Raw genomic sequence first — 19,218 nt, forward strand, 5'->3', positions numbered from 1 at the left:
TCCATTCAACCCCGGAATCTGTGTTGTTTTGCCGGGCTTCGAGGATGCGTGCGATGCCGATTTACGAATACCAATGCGAGTCATGTCAGCATGAGCTGGAGGCGATCCAGCGCATGAGCGATGCACCGCTGACGGATTGCCCCGAATGCAGCCGTGCCTCGTTGCGGCGCAAGATTTCTGCTGCCGGGTTTCGGCTGGCGGGAGGCGGTTGGTACGAAACGGATTTCAAGTCCGCCAACAAGCGGAATCTGGCCGGCGACCAAAAGGCCGGTGAGTCGAAGTCGAAGCAGGCGGACTCCGGTGCCGGATCCAGTTCCGGCAAGAGCGATGCCGGCAAGGCGGCGAGCAGCTCCGCGGCCGTCTAAGCCGGGGCCTGAGCCCGGCCGCCCGCCTTGCGCCCCCTTGGGGCACCCCGTACCATTCCACGCCTTGGAAAAGCCCCGTTCCGGCGGGGCCTGAGGCGGTACCGAACGTACTTCCCAGCTGCGTCCGATAGCGATTTCCCTTCGCAGACGGAGCGCCGGGGACGCGCGGTATCGCCGTTTTCGGTCGATTCGCCGTCGCGGGTGGCCGTCGTTTTCGCGAATTCTACTCAGGTATCGGGGACTGGCTATGCGCACGCATTACTGCGGACAGGTGACGGAACAGCATCTGGATTCCACCGTTTCACTCTGCGGCTGGGTGCACCGTCGGCGCGATCATGGCGGTGTGATCTTCATTGATCTGCGCGACCGTGATGGCCTGGTCCAGGTGGTGTTCGATCCGGACAACCCGGACGTGTTTGCGTTGGCCGAGAGCGTGCGCAGCGAGTTCGTGCTGCATGTCAGCGGACGGGTGCGGCGGCGGCCGGCGGGCACCGAGAACGCCGGCATGAAGACCGGACAGATCGAAGTCTTCGGTCAGCAGCTGGAAATCCTGAATACCGCGAAGACCCCGCCGTTCCAGCTCGACGACGAGGATGTTGGCGAGGACGTGCGCCTGCGGCACCGCTATGTGGACCTGCGGCGACCCGAGATGCAGGAACGCATGCGCACCCGCGCTCGGGTGACCACGGCCCTGCGAGGGTTCCTGGATGCCGAGGGCTTTCTCGATATCGAGACCCCGATGTTGACCCGGGCAACCCCGGAAGGGGCCCGGGATTACCTGGTGCCTAGCCGCGTGCATCCGGGCAGCTTCTATGCCCTGCCGCAGTCGCCCCAGCTGTTCAAGCAGCTGCTGATGATGTCCGGCATGGACCGCTACTACCAGGTGGTGCGTTGTTTCCGTGACGAGGATCTGCGCGCCGATCGTCAACCGGAGTTCACCCAGCTCGATATCGAGACCTCGTTCATGGATGAAGAGGGGATCATGTCGCTGATGGAGCGCATGATTCGCGAGCTGTTCCGCGAGGTGCTGGGCGAGGAAATTCCGAACCCGTTCCCGCGCATGAGCTGGCAGGAGGCCGTGGACCGGTTCGGCATCGACCGGCCCGATCTGCGTATCCCGCTGGAACTGGTGGATGTCTCCGAGTTGATGGCCGATGTGGACTTCAAGGTCTTCGCCGGTCCCGCGGCCGACCCCAAGGGTCGCGTCGCGGCCCTGCGCCTGCCGGCCGGTGGCGATCTGAGTCGAAAGGAAATCGACGACTACACGAAGTTCGTCGGCCGTTACGGGGCCAAGGGCCTGGCCTACATCAAGGTGAATGAACCGGCCCAGGGTCGTGAGGGCCTGCAGTCGCCGATCATCAAGTTCCTGCCCGACGCCACGGTCAGCGGCATACTCGAGCGTACCGGTGCCGAGGCCGGCGACCTGATCTTCTTCGGCGCCGACAAGACGACCGTGGTCAACGAGTCACTGGGCGCGCTGCGGGTCAGGCTGGGCCATGACCGCGGTCTGGTGGAGGCGGGCTGGCGGCCGCTGTGGGTGGTCGATTTCCCGATGTTCGAGTACGACGACAAGGACGGCCGCTTGTATTCGCTGCACCATCCCTTTACCGCGCCCAGTGTCGACAGCATCGAAGCACTGCGGCAGGGCGACCCGGAGCGGATCCTGTCCCGCGCCTACGACATGGTGCTCAATGGCACCGAGGTCGGCGGCGGCTCGATCCGTATCCATCGGCCCGACATGCAGATGGCGGTGCTGAAGATGCTCGGTATCGGCGAACAGGAAGCGCGGGAGAAATTCGGCTTCCTGCTGGATGCGCTGGAGTACGGCGCGCCGCCGCACGGGGGGCTCGCCTTCGGCCTGGACCGCCTGGTCATGCTGATGACCGGTGCCGGTTCAATCCGCGACGTCATGGCCTTCCCCAAGACCCAGACGGCGAGCTGCCTGCTGACCGAGGCGCCGTCCACCGTGGCCGAGGAGCAGTTGCGCGAACTCCACATCCGGCTGCGTCGGACCGCCACTGTCGAGACGGAGCCCGCGACCCAGTAAAACTTGACCGCGGTGCCGTTGTCTTAGCCGGTACCTTGTAGTGAAGAGACGGGGTTCGGATGTCGCAGCTTGCGGATGAGTTGGAAGTCATCACCCTGGGTGGCGGCTGTTTCTGGTGCCTGGAAGCCGTGATGCAGCAGCTGGACGGCGTGCACGACGCCATCCCCGGCTATGCGGGCGGCCGGCGTGCTGACCCCACTTACCAGCAGGTTTGCACCGGCGCCACCGGTCATGCCGAGGTGGTGCAGGTCCGTTTCGATCCGCAGCGCCTGCCACTGGCGGATCTGCTCGCGGTTTTCTTCGCTGCCCATGACCCCACCCAGCTCAATCGGCAGGGCAACGACGTCGGTACCCAGTACCGCTCGGTGATCTTCTGGCACGACGAAGCCCAGCGCGACGTTGCCCGAGACGTCATTGATGCGCTCGAGGCCTCGGGTCGGCTGAGCGGTCCGGTGGTCACCGAATTGTCCCCCGCGCCGACCTTCTATCCCGCGGAGCGCTACCACCACGACTATTTCAGCAACAATGCCATGCAGCCCTACTGTCAGCTGGTGGTCGAACCCAAGGTCATGGGCACCCGGCGCAACTTCCCGCAGCTCGTGCGGCGCTCCTGAACGAAAAAAGCCCCGGCCGACTGGCCGGGGCTTTTGCTGATTGCATTGCAATGACCGATCGCTCAGGCAGCAGCCAGCTTCCTGCGGGGGAAGAGCTGGCGCACTGCGCGGACCGCTCGGGTAATCACCGCCGCGGCCAGTTCGCCACGCAGCATATCAGCCTCGAGCCGGATTTCGTGCAGCGGCCGGATGCCGGTGACGACAGGGGCGGTATTACGGGTCGTTTCATGCATGTCGACACCTCCTTCTGATGGTTGGATGGCCACCGCGGCCATCACTGACAATGTCGCATTTTCTTCGTGAAACCCGATATTTGCGGGCTTCCTTCACCTGACTGAGAGTCTACCCTTTCTAATGCGCCCTGCATAGTGGTGCAGTGCAAAAAAAACGGAACCCGCAAGGGGTTCCGTCAAAGCTTCGTTGAAGTCCACGAAGAAGGAGGAGAATACATCCAACAACGAGTCTGTGAGCTTCGTCATTGAATGTTTGCAGATGATAGGGATGCTCAGCTTGTCCGACAAGTTGAATATAGGAATAGGATCTGTTCCTATGTGGAATAAAGTTCTGCCGGGAGTATGCCTATGGATCGAGCCTCCGAAATGATGATCTTTATACGCTGCGTCGAGGACGGGAGTTTCTCGGCGGCGGCCCGCTCGCTGGCCATGACGCCGTCGGCAATCAGTAAACAAATCCGCCGATTGGAGGATCGCTTGGGTGCCCGCTTGTTCAACCGTACTACGCGGCAGATCAATGTCACCGAGGTCGGACGGAATTTCTACGAACGCTGCTCGAGGATCATGGCGGATATTGAGGCTGCGGAGGAGTCCGTCAGCTCTCTGCAGGACCGTGTCCACGGTATGCTGAGGGTCTGCGCAACAGTGGCTTTCGCCCGCGGGGAAGTCCTGCCAAGAATTCAAGAGTTTCTCGGCCGCTATCCGGAAATCCGGCTGGAACTGGAGCTGACCGACCGAGCCGTCGATCTGGTGGACGAGGGTGTCGACTGCGCCATCATGCTTCAGGAACAGGTGGATGATCCGTCTCTGGTGGCTCGGAAGCTCGCCGTGAACAGGCGTATCATCGTTGCCGCGCCGTCCTACCTGGAGCGTCAGGGTGAGCCGAAGACGCCGGAGGATCTGCTCAACCACAACTGCCTGGTCATGTACAACGTCAGCCGGTTCAACGATTGGGAGTTTAAGTTGTCGGGCGGCGATAGCCGGGTAATCCAGGTGAATGGCAACCTGCGATCGAATACGGCGGGCGCACTCTACGATGCGTGTCTTGGGGGCGTCGGGCTTGCTCGCCTACCGACGTGGCTCGTTGCGCCGGCGATCCGGGATGGACGTCTGGTACAAGTTTTACCGGAGTACGCGCATGAGGGATCAGCATACTACGTGCTTTTCCCGCAGGGCCGTTTCCTGTCCCGCAAGGTGCGGGCCTTTGTCGACTTCCTCGTGGAGAAGTTCACGCCGGTGCCGCCGTGGGAGCGGGATGACCGCGAACTGGTGCGCCGAACCCACACTGCCTGATTCCACCCTGGCCGGGGGGCGCCGACGGTTTGCGCCTGTCGACGCGTTTCAAGCGGAGATGGTTGCATGGCGAGAGTGCATCGCGGTTTCTCGACGCTTGGTCTGGATCCGGCCGAACCTCAGGAGACCGTGCGTCCGGATGTCGCCGCGCTGGACGCCCTGAGCGATCATCTGGAGCAGTGCCGGCACGTCCTCGTCCTTAGCGGCGCCGGTTGCAGCACCGAATCCGGCATACCGGACTACCGGGCCACCGACGGGACCTGGCGGGGGCGGCGGCCCATCCAGTTTGCCGATTTCCTGCGCCGCGAGGCCATGCGTCGTCGGTACTGGGCCCGAAGCATGGTGGGCTGGCCGGTGGTTGCCGCGGCGCAGCCGAATCCGGCGCATCGGGCCCTGGCCCGCCTGCAATGCGACGGGCCGGTTATGCGCCTGGTCAGCCAGAATGTGGATGGCCTGCATTCACGGGCGGGCAGCAGCGGCGTAATCGATCTGCATGGCCGCCTGGATCGCGTGGTCTGCCTGGACTGTGCGGCGCTCGGTGATCGCCGCTTATTCCAGCAGCGCTTGCAGGAACTCAATCCGGGCTGGCAAGCGACAGGGGCGGCGGCGCCGGACGGCGATGCGGATCTGGCCGATGATGCCTATCAGGCGTTTCGAGTGCCGGACTGTGAGCGTTGCGGCGGCCTGATGAAGCCGGATGTCGTGTTCTTCGGCGAAAACGTGCCCAAGCCGCTGGTTGCCGAAGCCTTTCAGTCCCTGGACCGGGCGGATGCCTTGTTGGTGGTCGGCAGTTCCCTGATGGTCTGGTCCGGTTACCGGTTCGTGCGCCGAGCGGTGCAGCAGGGGGTGCCAGTGTACATTCTCGGTCTTGGCAGAACGCGGGGCGATGACGAGGCGGCCCTGCGGGTCCGTGGCAGTTGTGGCGATCTGCTCTCGCGTCTTGCTGATCGGCTCACGGCCGGACGGTGACACCTGTCCGGTTGTTGGCCCGACGCGGCAGCTTGCATCCCGTGCGGTCTGCGGTAACCATGCCGCAACCTCACACGGATACCGGGAATGGGCGGAACGGAAACTCCTGAAAGCAGGGCAGCGCTGCCGGTTGGTGTCTTCGACTCCGGCGTGGGTGGATTGTCGGTGTTGCGGGATATCCGCGCGCTGTTGCCGCATGAATCGCTGACCTATGTTGCCGATGCGGGGTGTGTGCCCTATGGCGGCCGGCCCGCGGCGATGATTCGCGAGCGATCGGAAGCGCTTGTGCGGTTTTTCCGGGAGCTCCCGGTCAAGGCGGTGGTGGTCGCCTGCAACACGGCAACGGCGGCCGCAGCGCCTGCATTGCGCGCGCGTTGGCCCGAGTTGCCGATCATCGCGATGGAGCCGGCGGTCAAGCCCGCCGTGGCAGTCAGCCGCACTGGCATCATCGGTGTGCTGGCCACCGAGGGCACCCTGGCCAGCGATCGTTTCAGCGGGCTGGTGTCCCAGTATGCCGGTTCGGTCAGGGTGCTGACCCAGCCCTGTCCCGGCCTGGTGGAGCGGGTGGAGCAGGGGGATACCGAGAGCCCGCTGCTGGATCGCCTGCTACGGTCGTACCTGCAACCGCTGCTGGACGCCGGCGTCGATACCCTGATCCTGGGCTGCACCCATTACCCGTTCCTGCGGCATCGGATCCAGGCCCTGGCCGGGCCGGCGCTGCACCTGATCGAGACGGGCCCGGCGGTCGCCCGGCAACTGCAGCGCCGACTGGATCGGGCCGGGTTGCTGGCGCCAGCGGCTGCGGATCGCAATATTGCATTCTTCACCACCGGCGAACCCGAGGCGCTGCAAACCTTCCTGCAACGGCAGTGGCCCGAAGCCACGGGTGCCGTGGGCAGGCTGGACTTCAGCAACGAGCAGGCCCAGCAATAGCGCAGCGTTTCCCCGGTTTCCCTATTTCGATGACCAACAGGGATGATGGCATGGCATTACAGGCATTGCTTTTCGATGTGGACGGTACGCTGGCGGAAACCGAGGAGGTCCACCGCCAGGCCTTCAACGAGGCGTTTCGGGCCTTCGGGCTTGACTGGGTCTGGGATCGCGCGCTGTACGGTGAATTGCTGAAGGTCACCGGCGGGCGCGAGCGCATGCGGCATTACGCGCAGTCGCGGGAACTGGCGATCGCAGCCGATCCGGAATTTCCGCACCTGGTCGGGCGTATACACCAGCACAAGACGCGGCTTTACGGCGAGATCCTGGCCGGTGGCGAGGTCAGCCTGAATCCCGGTGTGGCCCGGCTGCTGGGCGACGCGCGGGAAGCGGGTCTGCGCCTGGCCATCGCCACCACGACGACCCCGGAAAATGTCGAGGCCCTGCTGGCGCCGACCCTGGGAACGGATGCCATGGGCTGGTTCGACGCCATCGGTGCCGGCGACTGCGTGCCGGAGAAGAAGCCGGCGCCGGACATCTATGACTGGGTGATGCGGGAGCTGGCGCTGCCGCCGCAATCCTGTATCGCCTTCGAGGATTCCGCCAATGGCGTGCGCTCGTCACGTGCCGCCGAGTTACCGGTGCTGGTCACGCCCGGTTTGTATACGCGCGATGACGATTTCGCCGGTGCCACCGCGGTGATCAGTCATCTGGGCGAGCCTGGCTTGCCGTTCGACGTGCTGGCCGGAGAGCTGCCCGATGGACGGTATGTGGATGTGGATTGGCTGCAGAGGCTGGTGGGGCGCTGAAGCAAAGCCTCCTCTGATCCCCCGGTTCCAGTCAGACTTTGTGCCGGGGGAGGACAAGCTTTTTCCGTGGTGACGACGCTCCGCGTCAACAGCGCCGGAAAAAACTTTCTCCTCCCCCGGCAGTCAGCGGCGACCGGTATGGCAGTGGTCGTCCCAAGTGCGTCGGAATCCCGCGCCCCCGTTCCGGTCGGAGCAGCCGCATTTGCTGCCTGGTAGGGGCAGTGGAAGCTCTCGTAAAAGCACCAGATGCCCCCGGCCGCGGTGGGATTTTTTCCTCGGGCTGACGACGCTTCGCGCCAACAGGCCCGAGGAAAAACTCCCACCACAGCCTGTCATGCCATCCGGCGTTTGTGATCCTGTTGGTTGATTGATTCGCGGGTGCCACGCTAAGCCGTTGCAATTACCGCGGGGTGGGGCGGCCTCCGCGGAGGAACGTCGGCCGCAGGGATGCGGCCGTCGAGCCCCCAGGGACGGGTTCACGGCGTTTCCGTAGCGGAGGACGGTCCACCCCCGCCGGGGCATGTCGAAGCCCCGGCGTATCAGCGCCTGGCCTTGCCCAGTTCGCTGCGCATCTCGTCGATGACGGCCTTGTAGTCGTCCTTGTTGAAGATCGCCGAGCCGGCGACGAAGGTGTCGGCGCCCGCTTCGGCAATCTCGCGGATGTTGTCCGGCTTGACGCCGCCGTCCACCTGCAGCCGGATGTCGCGACCACTGCGCTCGATGATTGCCTTGGCGTCGCGCAGCTTCTGCAGCGAGGCCGGGATGAAGCTCTGGCCACCGAAGCCCGGGTTCACCGACATGATCAGCACCATGTCCACCAGGTCGGTCAGGTATTCCAGGTGGTCCAGCGGCGTGCTCGGGTTGAACACCAGCCCGGTCCTGCAGCCCTTGTCGCGGATCAGTTGCAGGCTGCGGTGAACATGCTTGCTGGCTTCAGGGTGGAACGAGATCCAGTCGCAGCCGGCGTCGGCGAACATGCCGATCAGGTCGTCCACCGGCTCCACCATCAGGTGCACGTCGATGATGTCCTTGATGCCGTAGTTGCGCAGCGCGGTGCAGATCACCGGGCCGAAGGTCAGGTTCGGCACATAGTGATTGTCCATGACGTCGAAATGAATGATGTCCGCGCCTGCCTCGAGCACGTTCTCCACTTCCTCGCCCAGGCGGGCCATGTCGGCAGACAGGATGGACGGGGCAATCAGTAGATCGGAAGCCATAGGTTTTCTCCGCATTGGGATAGGTTGCCGCCGGGCCTCGACGGCTCCGGCTCATGGTGTTCAGGGGACAAACTGACCGATTCCCGCACGCTGTTGGATGGCCGGGACGAGTCCCGGAGGCAGCGGTGGAAATGAATCAGTGTTTCCCTAGTCTAAATGACGCGTATTATAAGTATTACGTTATGGATTCGCGGCTGATCCGCTTTTGCCCGTCGCGCCGGACACAAGCGCTGATGCTGCCGCGTCCCGCGCCAGGGATCAATGCCCGTCGGGAGTTGTGCATGCACGTCACGCTGCGCCAGTTGGCCATTTTCAACATGGTTGCCGAGAAACTTAGCTACACCCAGGCCGCATCCGAGTTGCATCTCACCCAACCGGCGGTTTCCCTGCAGGTGCGCAAGCTCGAGGACTCGGTCGGACTGCCCCTGTTCGAGCAGTTGGGCAAGCAGATCTACCTGACCCAGGCCGGCAAGGAACTGCTGCGCTACAGCCGCGAGATTTTCGGTCAGCTTGGCGAGGCGCGGGAAATGCTGGCGCAGATGAAGGATATCTCGCGCGGCACGCTGCTGCTGTCGGTCGCCACCACGGCCAGCAGCTTCACCTCCCGGCTGGTAGCGGCGTTCCTCGACCAGATGCCCGGGGCCACGGTGCGGCTCGATGTCAGCAACCGCGGAACCCTGTTGCGCCAATTGCGGGACAACGAGAAGGATCTCGTGATCATGGGCCAGCCACCATCCGATATGGACCTGGTCGTGGAACCGTTCATGACCAACCCGCTGGTGGTCATCGCGCCGTCGAGTCACCCCCTTGCCGGACGCGAGCGGATCAGTCTGCAGCAGCTGGCTCGGGAGCCGTTCGTACTGCGCGAACCTGATTCCGGTACCCGTGCCGCCATGGAACGCCTGTTCCAGGAGCACGGCCTAAAGCCGCTCATTCAGGCCGAGATCGCCGATAACGAATCGCTAAAGGAAGCGGTGGCCGCCGGCCTGGGGCTGGGTGTCGTCTCGCTGCACACGGTCGATCTGCATTTGCAGAGTGGCCGCCTGATGGTGCTGGACGTGGAGCATTTCCCGATCCAGCGGAAATGGTACCTGGTCTATCGTGAAGGCAAGCGCCTGTCGCCCATCGCCCTCGCTTTCAAGTCCTTCGTGTTCAGTCAGATTCCGGCGCAGTCGCGGCCCTGAACGCCGCAGTTCCGGCAAGTCACGGTGAGCGGCGGCGCCCACCAGGCAACCGCCGCCTCGGCAGCCGGAATCAGCCGCGCAGTTCGCGCCCTTCCATGACCAGCTTCTCGATGATCGGCTGCAGCACCAACTCGAGCGCCATGCCCATCTTGCCACCGGGCGTCACGATGGTGTTGCGCCGGCTCATGTGCGAGTCGTGCAGCATGGTCAGCAGGTGCGGGAAATCCACATTGAATTTCTTCGGGTTGCGGAAGCGGATCACGGTCATGCTCTCGTCCAGGGATGGCACTTCGCGGGCGATGAACGGGTTGGAGGTATCCACCGTCGGCACGCGCTGGAAGTTGATATCGGTCTGCGAGAACTGCGGCACGATGTGGTTCACGTAGTCCGGCATGCGTCGCAGGATGGTGTTGGTCACCACTTCCCGGTCGTGGCCGCGTTCGGAGGTGTCCCGATGCAACTTCTGGATCCACTCCAGGTTGACGATCGGCACCACGCCGACCAGCAGGTCCACATGCTGGGCCACGTTGACGGTATCCGTTTTCACACCACCATGCAGGCCCTCATAGAACAGCAGGTCGGCACCCTTGGGGATGTCCTGCCAATCGGTGAAGGTGCCGGGCGCGGTGCCGTGAAGTTCCGCCTCCTCATCGTTGTGCACGTAAAAGCGCCGCTTGCCGGTACCGCTCTCGCCGTATTCCCGGAACAGTGCCTCGAGGTCCTCGAACAGATTGCCTTCCGGCCCGAAATGGCTGAGGTTCCGGCCTTCCTTGGCCGCCGCGGCCAGTTCGGCCTTCATCTGCTGGCGGTCGTAACGATGAAAGCTGTCCCCTTCGACAATCGCGGCCTTGAAGCCGTCGCGACGCAGGATGTGCTGCATCGCGGTCTTGACCGTCGAGGTGCCGGCACCGGATGAGCCGGTCACGGCGATGATCGGAAATTTCTTGGACATGGAAAACTCCTCCGCTGGTCGCGGTTGCAATATCGATTGCGCTTCGCTGGCCCCTCTGCACAACAATGCCCTGCACGCCGGAAACGTACAGGGCAGGAGCCGTCATTCGGCCGCCCCGGGCAGGGATCCCGGGCGGTTGTCGTCAGCGCATGCGCGTTCAGGCGGCCTTTTCGCTGGCTTCGGTGTAGTCGCCAGTCGAGGCCAGCGAGTTCATCTTGGCCCGGGTCAGGAAGGCCTGTTGCGCCTCCTTCACCTTGCTGTTGTCCGGACCCCAAATGTCCAGCGCCGGCTGCTGCAGCGCGCGAGCATAGGAGAAGGTCATGTTCCACGGGGTCTTGTCACCCCAACGCTGGTTCATAGCGCTCAGATGTGCGCTGGACTCGACATGGCCCTGGCCGCCGGACAGGAACACCACGCCGCCCAGCGCCGGCGGAACGGTCCGCATCAGGGTTTCGACCGTGCGGTCGGCGACTTCGGTGACGCCGGCGCGGTTCGGCGCCTTCAGGCCGGAAATGACCATCGAAGTCTTCAGGATAGTGCCTTCCAGCATGACTTCCTGTTCGGCCAGTTCCTGGAACACGATGCGCAGGTTCTGCTCGGTGACTTCCTGGCAGCGTTCGATGCTGTGATCGCCGGAGATCAGCACTTCCGGCTCGATCATCGGCACGATTCCGGCTTCCTGGCAGAGTGCGGCATAACGGGCCAGGGCGTGGGCGTTGGCCTTGTAGCAGCCGATGGTCGGCATGCCGTCTCCAATGGTGATCACCGCACGCCACTTGGCGAAGCGGGCGCCGAGATCGTAGTACTCGGCAAGACGATCACGCAGGCCATCCAGGCCCTCGGTCATCTTTTCGCCACGGCCGCCGGGCAGGTCCTTGGCGCCGGTGTCGACCTTGATGCCCGGGATCTGGCCGCGATCCTTCAGTACCTTGACGAACGGGGTGCCGTCGTCGGTGGCCTGGCGGATGGTTTCGTCGAACAGGATCGCGCCACTGATGTACTTCTGCGCCTCCGGCGCGGTGATCAGCAGCTGCCGATACTGGCGACGGGTTTCTTCGCTGGACTGGGCGCCGACATCCTCGAACCGCTTGGTGCAGGTGGCATTGCTCTCGTCGAGCGCGACGACGCCCTTGCCCGGCTCGACCATGGCCTTGGCCGTGGCGCGCAATTCATCAGCATGTTTCGGTACATAACGCATGTCAGACTACCTCCAGTTGAATAAATAAAGGCAGTCGGGCCGACCAGCGGGGTCGACCCGACGTCGCCGGCCCGGGTCGATTACCCGGCCGGTGAAAATCATGTTGTGATCCTTCGCGGCGGCGCTGATCAACCTCGCACCCCCGCAGTGCTTCCGGCGGTCGCGCCCCGACCGGTGCGGGCTCTTGTGGGGCCCGATCACCGTCTTTGTGCCCGGCGTCGCCCGAAAAGGCGGCCATGCCGTCCCTCTTTCCCGAATATACGCCGGTCGCGGCAGCCATGTCGCCGCGACCGTAAAACCTGCAGCCTAATCGTTCAGCAGCCGGTCCGTCGTCAACCAGCGTAGCATCTGGTTGCCGCCGCCGATCAGCAGTGTCTCGGTCCTCGTGCGGCCATTGACCTTGCGAACGCCACCCAGCATGTCGTCTCCGGTGATACCGGTGGCGGCGAAGATCACTTCATCGGAGGACACCAGCTCGTCGCGAGTCAGGATCTGCCCGGGCTTGAGCCCGAACTCCTCGACCTTGGCCTTCTCCTCGTCGCTCTGGGGGGCCATCATGCCGAACATGTCGCCACCAAGCGCGCGGGCGACACAGGCGGAGATCACGCCTTCCGGGGTACCGCCAACGCCCATCAGTGCGTCAACCCGGTCACCCAGCACCGCGAACAGACTGCCCAGCACATCGCCGTCACTGACCAGTCGGCAGGATGCACCAGCGGCACGAATATCGGCAATCAACTTCTCGTGCCGGGGGCGTTCAAGAACGAACACGCGCAGCTGCGAAACCGGCTTGCCAACGGCCTTGCCCAGTGCCTTGAGCTGTGCCTCCACCGGGGCATTCGGGTCGATCGCACCGCGTGCCGCTGGCGGCACGACCAGCTTGTTCATGTAGAAGGCGGGACCGGGACGGAACATGGTATTCGCTGGCGCCGCCGCCAGTACGGCAATCGCGCCCGGCATACCCTTGGCCAGCAGTGTGGTGCCCTCGACGGGGTCGATCGCGATGTCCACCGCCGGGCCGCCCAGGCCGAGGCGCTCTCCGCTGTATAGCATCGGCGCCTCGTCCTTCTCGCCTTCGCCGATGACAATGGTGGCGTCGATGGCCTGTTCGTTGAAGGCGGCGCGCATGGCTTCCACGGCAGCGCCATCACCATCTTCCTTGCGGCCAAGGCCGATCCAGCGGGATGCAGAGATCGCGGCAGCTTCGGTAACTGCGGTCATTGCCGTGGCGATATCCGCCAGGCGAGTGGTCTTCGTGTCCTGACTCGACATAGTTGTAGATATCCAAGGGTTTGAAAAACGGACAGGCCGCAAAGGGTCGCAGCGGACGACCCATTAAGTAAAATAAACGTTCGTGCGCTTTTTGATAATCTTATGTTTATTTGTTGCCTCACCGGCAATGGTAGTCAGCGTTGGTTGAAAACGCTATCCCCGGGGCATCTCTCCTTAAAGCAGCGGGAGTCCGATTGCTGTTCCGGGGTGGGACCAATGCCGTGATGCGGCCTTGGTACAGGGGGGGGCAGGCCGTGGTACGACCGATCGGTGAGGCGGGAGTGTGTGCGGGGCGAGTACCCTTCCTGATGATCTGTAACCCATGTGTCCGGTACAGACCCTAGAGGAAATGGTGGGCCGTGTAGGATTCGAACCTACGACCAGCGGATTAAAAGTCCGATGCTCTACCACCTGAGCTAACGGCCCGACCGGCGCGAAATAATACTGGATGTTCCCGGAGTGTCAACGACCCTCGTCGCGCATGCGATTGAGCCGGTTCTCGGCCAGGGTGGCGACCGTGGTCCCGGAGAATTCGTCGCGCACCGTTTCGAGGATTTCACGCGCGTCGGCGTAGTCGCCCTCCTCATAATGGATGTAGCCCAGTTTCAGCATCGCGTCGGGGCGCTTGTTGTTGTCGATGTCCTCGGCGACCTCGGTGAAATAGCCCTTGGCCTCCTCGAAGGTTCGAACCACGTAGTAGGATTCAGCCAGCCAGTAGAGTGCATTGTCCGCCTCGGTGGTATCGGGATGGTCCTCGATAACCTGGCGGAAGCCATCGCCGGCCTGCGCATAGCGCCCGTCGCGTAGCAGGTTGAAGGCCTCGCGGTAGGCTTCGCCGGCATCGCCGGTGGGTTCACGGCGGGTTTCGGTCTCGGCCTCTTCCGCCTGGTCCAGCATCTCTTCCGCTTCGGCCAGGGCGTCGCGTTCATCTTCGGGCGCGGTGGTTTCGGGCTCGGCGACCTCGTCGGCCTCGGTGTCCGGCACCTCCACGTCACCTTCCACAGCGTCATCCAGCCGCGGCGTCTCGGCGACCACGGGTGCTTCCTCGTCGGCCTCGGCGATCTCCTCGTCAGGCATGTCAACGCCTTCCGCGCCCAGTGCCTGCAGGCGCTGGTCGAGATCCTGATACAGGCTGCGTTGTTGCCGCCGCGTACCCTCGATTTCCCGCTCCAGCTCGTCGATACGTCCGGTCAGCCGCTGGATTTCCCGGCGCAACTGCTCGTTCTGGTTACTGAGTTCCAGCAGCGCGCTGCTCTCCAGCCGCCGTTCCAGGCGATCCAGCCGTTCCTCGGTGGACTGTGCGTGCACCGATCCGGTGACCAGCAGGGCGGAAATGGCAATGGCGGCGAAGGCTGTTTTCAACATGATTGGCATCAACCGAGCGAGAGGGGTGTATAGAATGCGATTCAGTCTGTCACAGGCACAGGCGGTTCGCCACGCGGGTCAGACCCGCGTGGCGATGCCTGAGGGCGACTAGCGGTAGACCAGCTCGCCGCGACGGTTGCGCGACCAGCTTTCCTCGTCGCTGCCCAGTGCGGCGGGGTTTTCCTCGCCGTAGCTGGTGACGCGGATCTGGTCGTCCGAGGCCCCATACAGGACCAGCGCCCGCTTGACCGCGATCGCCCGACGTTCACCGAGCGCCAGGTTGTATTCCGGCGAGCCGCGCTCGTCAGTATGGCCTTCTACGGCAATGCGCTGGTCCGGATGATCCGACAGGAACGCGGCGTGGGCCTCCAGGATGCTGACATCCCGCTCCCGGATCTCACTGCTGTCGAACTCGAAATAGACAGTGCGTCGGGACAACGGGCTGTTCGGATCGTTGAGAAGCTCCTCGAGCTCCGATCCTTCCAGCGAACGGCGGCCTTCAACGCCGCGGGCTTCGGAAGCGCGATCACGTTCGAGCTCAGCCAGTTCCTCATCGGTCAGGCCTTCATCGTCGTCGACGCGTTCCTCGTCGGTGGTGGCACAGGCGGCGAGTACCAATGCCATCAGGGCAATCAGCAGCCAGCGGTAAAAACTCTTGCGGTTCATCGTGTTCTCCGGTGTATGAACGGGCAACGGTTCGTCGTGTGTCGACGTCTTCAGGGTGACCAGGCCGGTTCGCGAATGCGCTCGCCGGCCGTGGACATGGTTTGCCTGGCGTCCCCGAACAGGGAGACGGTTCCCAGGACGCTGCGTCCATCGGCGCGGGTGGCGTACAGCACCATGGCACCATTGGGCGCGAAACTCGGGCTTTCGTCATGACCACCCGGGGTCAGGACACGGAAATTCTCGCCATCGACATCCTGCACCGCGATGGCGAAACGGCCGTTGGAGCGGCGGTGGACCATGGCCACGTGGCGGCCGTCCGGTGAAACGGTTGGGGAGGCGTTGTAGTTGCCTTCGTAACTGATCCGGCGGGTGCCGGAACCATCGGCGTTGACGCGATAGATCTGGGGTCCTCCGGCACGGTCCGAGGTGAACAGCAGGCTGCGGCCGTCGGGCATCCACACGGCCTCGGTGTCGATGGACATGCTGTCGGTGACCTGGCGGGTTTCCCGGCTGTTGAGGTTCAGGACGTAGACATCCGTCTGCCCGCCGCGGGAGCGGGTGATGCTCAGGCGCCTGCTGTCCGGCGACCAGGCCGGCGCGCTGTTGATGCCCTCGAAGCTCGCGACCTTGTCGCGGTCGCCGCTGCCGACGTTCTGCACGAACACCTCCGAGCGGCGCCCCTCGAACGACACATACGCCAGTTTCTCGCCATCCGGCGACCAGGCGGGCGACATCAGTGGTTCGGACGAGGTCAGGATGGTTTGCGGCTCGTGTCCGTCGGCATCGGCAACCAGCAGCCGCCAGCGGCGCTCGCCGTCGCGATCTTCCATGGTTACGTAGGCGATGCGGGAATTGAATGCCCCGGGGCGGCCCAGCAGGATCTCGTAGATCTCGTCGCTGATCACGTGAGCCAGGGTGCGCAGGGCGTCATCCGCCACACGGAAGTTCTTGCCTTCCTGGCGCTGGCCGGTGAACACGTCGAGCAACTCGTAACGCACGCGGTAGCTGTTGCCGTCGCGTTCCACCGCGCCCACGACCAGGTTGTCGATGCCAAGCGCGCGCCAGTTGGGGAAGCGCACGTCCTCGCGGCGGGCCGGCGTTTCGATGAATTCGCTGCGGGCCAGTGGCTCGAACTGGCCGGAGCGTGCCAGGTTGGCGTCGATGACGCGGGCCATGTCCTCCGGCAGTTCACCGTCACCGTCCCAGGCGAAGGGGACGACGGCGATTGGAATGGCTGCCTCTGCTCCGCCGGTGATCTCGATGACGAGTTCGGCGCGGGCCAGCACCGGCAGCAGCAACAGGCCGAAAAGCAGGGGGCGAAGTCGGGCGAATGTCTTGCGCATGATCATTGATCCGGGTTGAACCTGAAGGTGATGTTATCGAGCCCGGCGCGGCGGAATGCAGCCGCATCATCGGGCACCGGCAGCGGCGATGCACGTCGAATTGCAGACTCCACCGAGCGATCGAAAACGGCGTCGCCGCTACTGCGCACGATCTCCACGCTGGTGACCTCTCCATCCGGCATGACGCGAACCCGTACATCGGCAGTCAGCCCGGATTCCGACCCCGGTGGCCGGGTCCAGGCGCGGCGCACGGCCTGTCCCCAGGCATCCACGAACCGGGTGCGGGCCCGCTCCGCCGCCTGCTGCGCCGCCTCTTCCTCGAGCTGACGTTGCAGTTCCGCCTCGCGTTCGCGTTGTGCCTCTTCCTCGGCGCGGCGCCGTTCCTCTTCTTCGCGCTGCCGCCGGGCCTCTTCCTCCTGCCGGCGACGCTCCTCTTCCTCGGCCTGTCGCCGTTCCTCCTCTTCGGCGCGACGCCGTTCTTCCTCCTCCCTGCGACGCTGCTCCTCGGCCTCGCGTTGGCGGCGTTCCTCTTTCTCCGCCTGGCGCTGTGCTTCCGCTTCTTCCTGGCGCCGTTGCTCCTCTTCGGCCTCCCGCTGGCGTTGAGCTTCTTCCTCGCGGCGTTGCTGCGCCTCCTGCTCGCGCCGTTCCTGTTCCCTGGCGGCGGCCTCCTGGCGTTCCTGCTCCGCCTGTTCCTGGCGTTGCCGCTCCTCGGCCTCCTGCTGTTCGCGCTCGCGCTGCTCCTGTTCGACCTGGCGCTGGCGTTCCTCCTCCGCCCGGCGCTGTTCCTCTTCGGCCTGCCGCTGCCGTTCTGCAGCCTCTTCGGCGCGACGCTGTTCGACCTCGCGTTGTTCGCGTTCCTGCTGGACCTGCGCCAGGCTCTCTTCATCCACGGTGATGGCGTGGATGATCTCCGGCGGCTGTGCCTGCTGCACGCTGGTGATCGGGCTCAGGTTGATCAGCAGAATAGCGAGCAGCCCGGCATGAACCAGCAGGGAGTAGAGCAGATAGCGGCCTTCGCTGGGGCGAAATGCCTTGTGCGGCACTACTGCTGCTCCCGGGGCGGTTCCGTCATCAGCCCCACCTGTGGCACTCCTGCGCCACGTAGTGTCGACATGACCTGCAGCACGTGTCCGTAGGCGACGTTGCGGTCTCCGCGTACCAGCACCGGTGTTTCCGGGCTGTTGCGCATGACCCGGCTGACCAGATCCATGATCTCGTCCATGCCCAGCGGTGCATCCGGATCATCACCGATGCTCAGTGTGTATTCACCGTCACGGCTCACCGTGACGACCACCGGATCCCTCTCGTCCTGCGGCAGAGGTTCGGCGGCCTCCTGCGGCAGATCCACGGCTACACCCTGATACAACAGGGGCGCGGTCACCATGAAAATGACCAGCAGCACCAGCATCACATCAATGTAGGGTACGACATTGATCTCCGACATCGGTTTGCGGCGACCGCGTCGTGCGCTGCGTGGTGGGCTCACGGTTGCCATCAGTCGCTCCGTCGCTCCGTGCTGCGTTCCGGCATGGCCGGTGTGCTATGGGAGTGCCGTTGCAGGATACTGATGAACTCCTCCATGAACGTCTCGTAGCGGCCTGCGGTGCGCTCTGCTGCGTTGGCGTAGCGGTTGTAGCCGATCACGGCCGGAATCGCGGCGAACAGCCCCAGTGCGGTCGCAATCAGGGCTTCGGCGATGCCCGGTGCCACGGTGGCCAGGGTCGCCTGTTGCTGCATACCCAGTGCGCGGAAGGAATTCATGATCCCCCAGACGGTACCGAACAGGCCGATGTAGGGGCTCACCGAACCCACCGTCGCCAGAAACGGCAGGTGCTGCTCCAAGTCGTCCTCTTCCCGCGCCAGGGCAATCCGCATGGCGCGCTGTGCCGCCTCCACCTGCGCCTCACCGGGAACACCCGTCTGTTTGCGCATGCGGGAAAATTCTCGGAAGCCGGCCCGGAAGATGCGCTCCATGGCGCCGTCGACCTCCTCGGTTGGCTCGATCCGCGCGTAGATCTCGGCCAGGTTGCCGCCGGACCAGAAGCGGTCCTCGAATTCCTCGGCCTCCTCGACGGCCTGGCGCAACTGCGCCCGCTTGCGGAACATCATGGCCCAGGACGCCACCGAGGCCAGGACCAGGATCAGCATGACCAACTGAACCAGAAGGCTGGCATCCAGAATCAGACGCAGGATAGACATCTCGTCATGCATGGGCGATCTCCGCGGACAGGTCGTCGGGCAGGGGGGTGGGGACGAAGCGGTCCGCGTCGACGCAAACCACACGCACGGTGGCCAGGCAGAACATGGTTTCCATGTCCTCGCTCAGGATCCGCTGATCCAGATTCAGGCTGGTCCGCCGCTGCTCCAGCAATTCGGTGGTGACGTTGACAAGGGCGTTGAAACGGATCGGCTTCAGGTAACGCACCTCCATGGAATGTACCGCGAACACCAGGCGCCGCTCTTGCAGCAACTCGTCCTGCTCAAAGCCGAGCTGGCGCAGCCACTCGGTGCGGCTGCGCTCGAAAAAGCGGATGTGATTGGCGTGATAGACCACACCTCCGCTATCGGTATCCTCGTAGTAAATCCGGATTGGAAGTCGAAACACGTTCCCCTCAGTGGAGCTGTGTGGCCCTCGAACGAAATGCGGTGCCTGCTTTCATCGTTGTGCCGCACGCCGGCTGAACGATTGATTTCGTTGACCAGTGTGTTTGCGGCCATAACGCAATTTAACTCATAACCTTAGCTTTACATCCCAATAATG

20 protein-coding genes and 1 tRNA gene are annotated in these 19,218 nt (G+C 63.9%); 8 read left to right on the forward strand and 13 right to left on the reverse strand.

Features of this window, described 5'->3' with window-relative positions; all coding sequences use genetic code 11:
* The first annotated feature begins 53 nt into the window (after positions 1-53).
* From M0534_RS07445 to msrA, 3 genes are all read left to right on the forward strand, one after another.
* Positions 54-365: an FmdB family zinc ribbon protein gene (locus tag M0534_RS07445; RefSeq protein ID WP_248567795.1), complete on the forward strand. Its 312-nt coding sequence runs from the start codon at positions 54-56 to the stop codon at positions 363-365.
* Positions 366-612: 247 nt separating this feature from the next.
* Complete coding sequence (gene aspS, locus M0534_RS07450) at positions 613-2,412, forward strand: aspartate--tRNA ligase (protein WP_248567796.1); 1,800 nt, start codon at positions 613-615, stop codon at positions 2,410-2,412.
* 59 nt (positions 2,413-2,471) lie between these two features.
* A complete protein-coding gene (gene msrA, locus M0534_RS07455) occupies positions 2,472-3,026 on the forward strand; it encodes a peptide-methionine (S)-S-oxide reductase MsrA (protein WP_248567797.1) in 555 nt (184 codons plus the stop codon).
* 62 nt (positions 3,027-3,088) lie between these two features.
* On the opposite strand, the gene M0534_RS07460 is transcribed toward msrA, so the two are convergent.
* Positions 3,089-3,259 (reverse strand): hypothetical protein, encoded by a 171-nt coding sequence (locus M0534_RS07460; RefSeq protein WP_248567798.1) that lies wholly within the window; start codon positions 3,257-3,259, stop codon positions 3,089-3,091.
* A 366-nt stretch (positions 3,260-3,625) separates the two neighbouring features.
* Between M0534_RS07460 and M0534_RS07465 the strand changes: the two genes are divergently transcribed.
* The 4 genes from M0534_RS07465 (at position 3,626) to M0534_RS07480 (ending at position 7,260) form a co-directional block, all read left to right on the forward strand.
* Positions 3,626-4,552 carry a LysR family transcriptional regulator gene (locus tag M0534_RS07465; protein ID WP_248567799.1) on the forward strand — a complete coding sequence of 309 codons (927 nt, stop codon included), beginning with the start codon at positions 3,626-3,628 and terminating at the stop codon, positions 4,550-4,552.
* A gap of 66 nt (positions 4,553-4,618) precedes the next feature.
* Positions 4,619-5,521 carry an NAD-dependent protein deacetylase gene (locus M0534_RS07470; RefSeq protein ID WP_248567800.1) on the forward strand — a complete coding sequence of 301 codons (903 nt, stop codon included), beginning with the start codon at positions 4,619-4,621 and terminating at the stop codon, positions 5,519-5,521.
* Between the two features lie 87 nt (positions 5,522-5,608).
* Entirely contained in the window at positions 5,609-6,454 is an 846-nt protein-coding gene (gene murI / locus M0534_RS07475; RefSeq protein ID WP_248567801.1) for a glutamate racemase, read from the forward strand.
* 29 nt (positions 6,455-6,483) lie between these two features.
* A complete protein-coding gene (locus M0534_RS07480) occupies positions 6,484-7,260 on the forward strand; it encodes an HAD family hydrolase (RefSeq protein ID WP_248567802.1) in 777 nt (258 codons plus the stop codon).
* Between the two features lie 539 nt (positions 7,261-7,799).
* On the opposite strand, the gene rpe is transcribed toward M0534_RS07480, so the two are convergent.
* Complete coding sequence (gene rpe, locus M0534_RS07485) at positions 7,800-8,477, reverse strand: ribulose-phosphate 3-epimerase (RefSeq protein WP_248567803.1); 678 nt, start codon at positions 8,475-8,477, stop codon at positions 7,800-7,802.
* Positions 8,478-8,710: 233 nt separating this feature from the next.
* Here rpe and M0534_RS07490 point away from each other — a divergent pair, with 233 nt between their 5' ends.
* Positions 8,711-9,661 carry a LysR family transcriptional regulator gene (locus tag M0534_RS07490; protein WP_345894709.1) on the forward strand — a complete coding sequence of 317 codons (951 nt, stop codon included), beginning with the start codon at positions 8,711-8,713 and terminating at the stop codon, positions 9,659-9,661.
* Between the two features lie 70 nt (positions 9,662-9,731).
* On the opposite strand, the gene M0534_RS07495 is transcribed toward M0534_RS07490, so the two are convergent.
* The 11 genes from M0534_RS07495 to ybgC all read right to left on the reverse strand — a co-directional run bounded on the left by M0534_RS07495 (position 9,732) and on the right by ybgC (position 19,062).
* Positions 9,732-10,613 carry a phosphoribulokinase gene (locus M0534_RS07495; RefSeq protein WP_248567804.1) on the reverse strand — a complete coding sequence of 294 codons (882 nt, stop codon included), beginning with the start codon at positions 10,611-10,613 and terminating at the stop codon, positions 9,732-9,734.
* Positions 10,614-10,770: 157 nt separating this feature from the next.
* On the reverse strand, positions 10,771-11,811 hold the full coding sequence (locus M0534_RS07500) for a class I fructose-bisphosphate aldolase (RefSeq protein ID WP_248567805.1): 1,041 nt from the start codon (positions 11,809-11,811) through the stop codon (positions 10,771-10,773).
* A 306-nt stretch (positions 11,812-12,117) separates the two neighbouring features.
* A complete protein-coding gene (gene glpX, locus M0534_RS07505; RefSeq protein WP_248567806.1) occupies positions 12,118-13,083 on the reverse strand; it encodes a class II fructose-bisphosphatase in 966 nt (321 codons plus the stop codon).
* 350 nt (positions 13,084-13,433) lie between these two features.
* Positions 13,434-13,509, reverse strand: a tRNA-Lys gene (locus M0534_RS07510).
* Positions 13,510-13,545: 36 nt separating this feature from the next.
* A complete protein-coding gene (ybgF, locus tag M0534_RS07515; RefSeq protein WP_248567807.1) occupies positions 13,546-14,448 on the reverse strand; it encodes a tol-pal system protein YbgF in 903 nt (300 codons plus the stop codon).
* A gap of 108 nt (positions 14,449-14,556) precedes the next feature.
* The gene (gene pal / locus M0534_RS07520; RefSeq protein ID WP_248567808.1) at positions 14,557-15,114 is read right to left on the reverse strand and encodes a peptidoglycan-associated lipoprotein Pal; all 558 of its coding nucleotides are present in this window, start codon (positions 15,112-15,114) and stop codon (positions 14,557-14,559) included.
* A 50-nt stretch (positions 15,115-15,164) separates the two neighbouring features.
* Positions 15,165-16,457 (reverse strand): Tol-Pal system beta propeller repeat protein TolB, encoded by a 1,293-nt coding sequence (gene tolB / locus M0534_RS07525; protein ID WP_248567809.1) that lies wholly within the window; start codon positions 16,455-16,457, stop codon positions 15,165-15,167.
* Between the two features lie 2 nt (positions 16,458-16,459).
* Entirely contained in the window at positions 16,460-17,500 is a 1,041-nt protein-coding gene (gene tolA / locus M0534_RS07530; RefSeq protein ID WP_248567810.1) for a cell envelope integrity protein TolA, read from the reverse strand.
* Entirely contained in the window at positions 17,500-17,952 is a 453-nt protein-coding gene (tolR, locus tag M0534_RS07535; protein ID WP_248567811.1) for a protein TolR, read from the reverse strand. Before tolR ends, tolA begins: the two co-directional genes overlap by 1 nt.
* Positions 17,952-18,668 carry a protein TolQ gene (tolQ, locus tag M0534_RS07540; RefSeq protein WP_248567812.1) on the reverse strand — a complete coding sequence of 239 codons (717 nt, stop codon included), beginning with the start codon at positions 18,666-18,668 and terminating at the stop codon, positions 17,952-17,954. Before tolQ ends, tolR begins: the two co-directional genes overlap by 1 nt.
* Positions 18,661-19,062 carry a tol-pal system-associated acyl-CoA thioesterase gene (ybgC, locus tag M0534_RS07545; protein ID WP_248567813.1) on the reverse strand — a complete coding sequence of 134 codons (402 nt, stop codon included), beginning with the start codon at positions 19,060-19,062 and terminating at the stop codon, positions 18,661-18,663. The genes tolQ and ybgC overlap by 8 nt, the downstream gene beginning before the upstream one ends.
* Between the last annotated feature and the right edge of the window lie 156 nt (positions 19,063-19,218).

Source organism: Methylonatrum kenyense (assembly GCF_023195885.1).
Classification (GTDB): Bacteria; Pseudomonadota; Gammaproteobacteria; order Nitrococcales; family Aquisalimonadaceae; genus Methylonatrum; species Methylonatrum kenyense.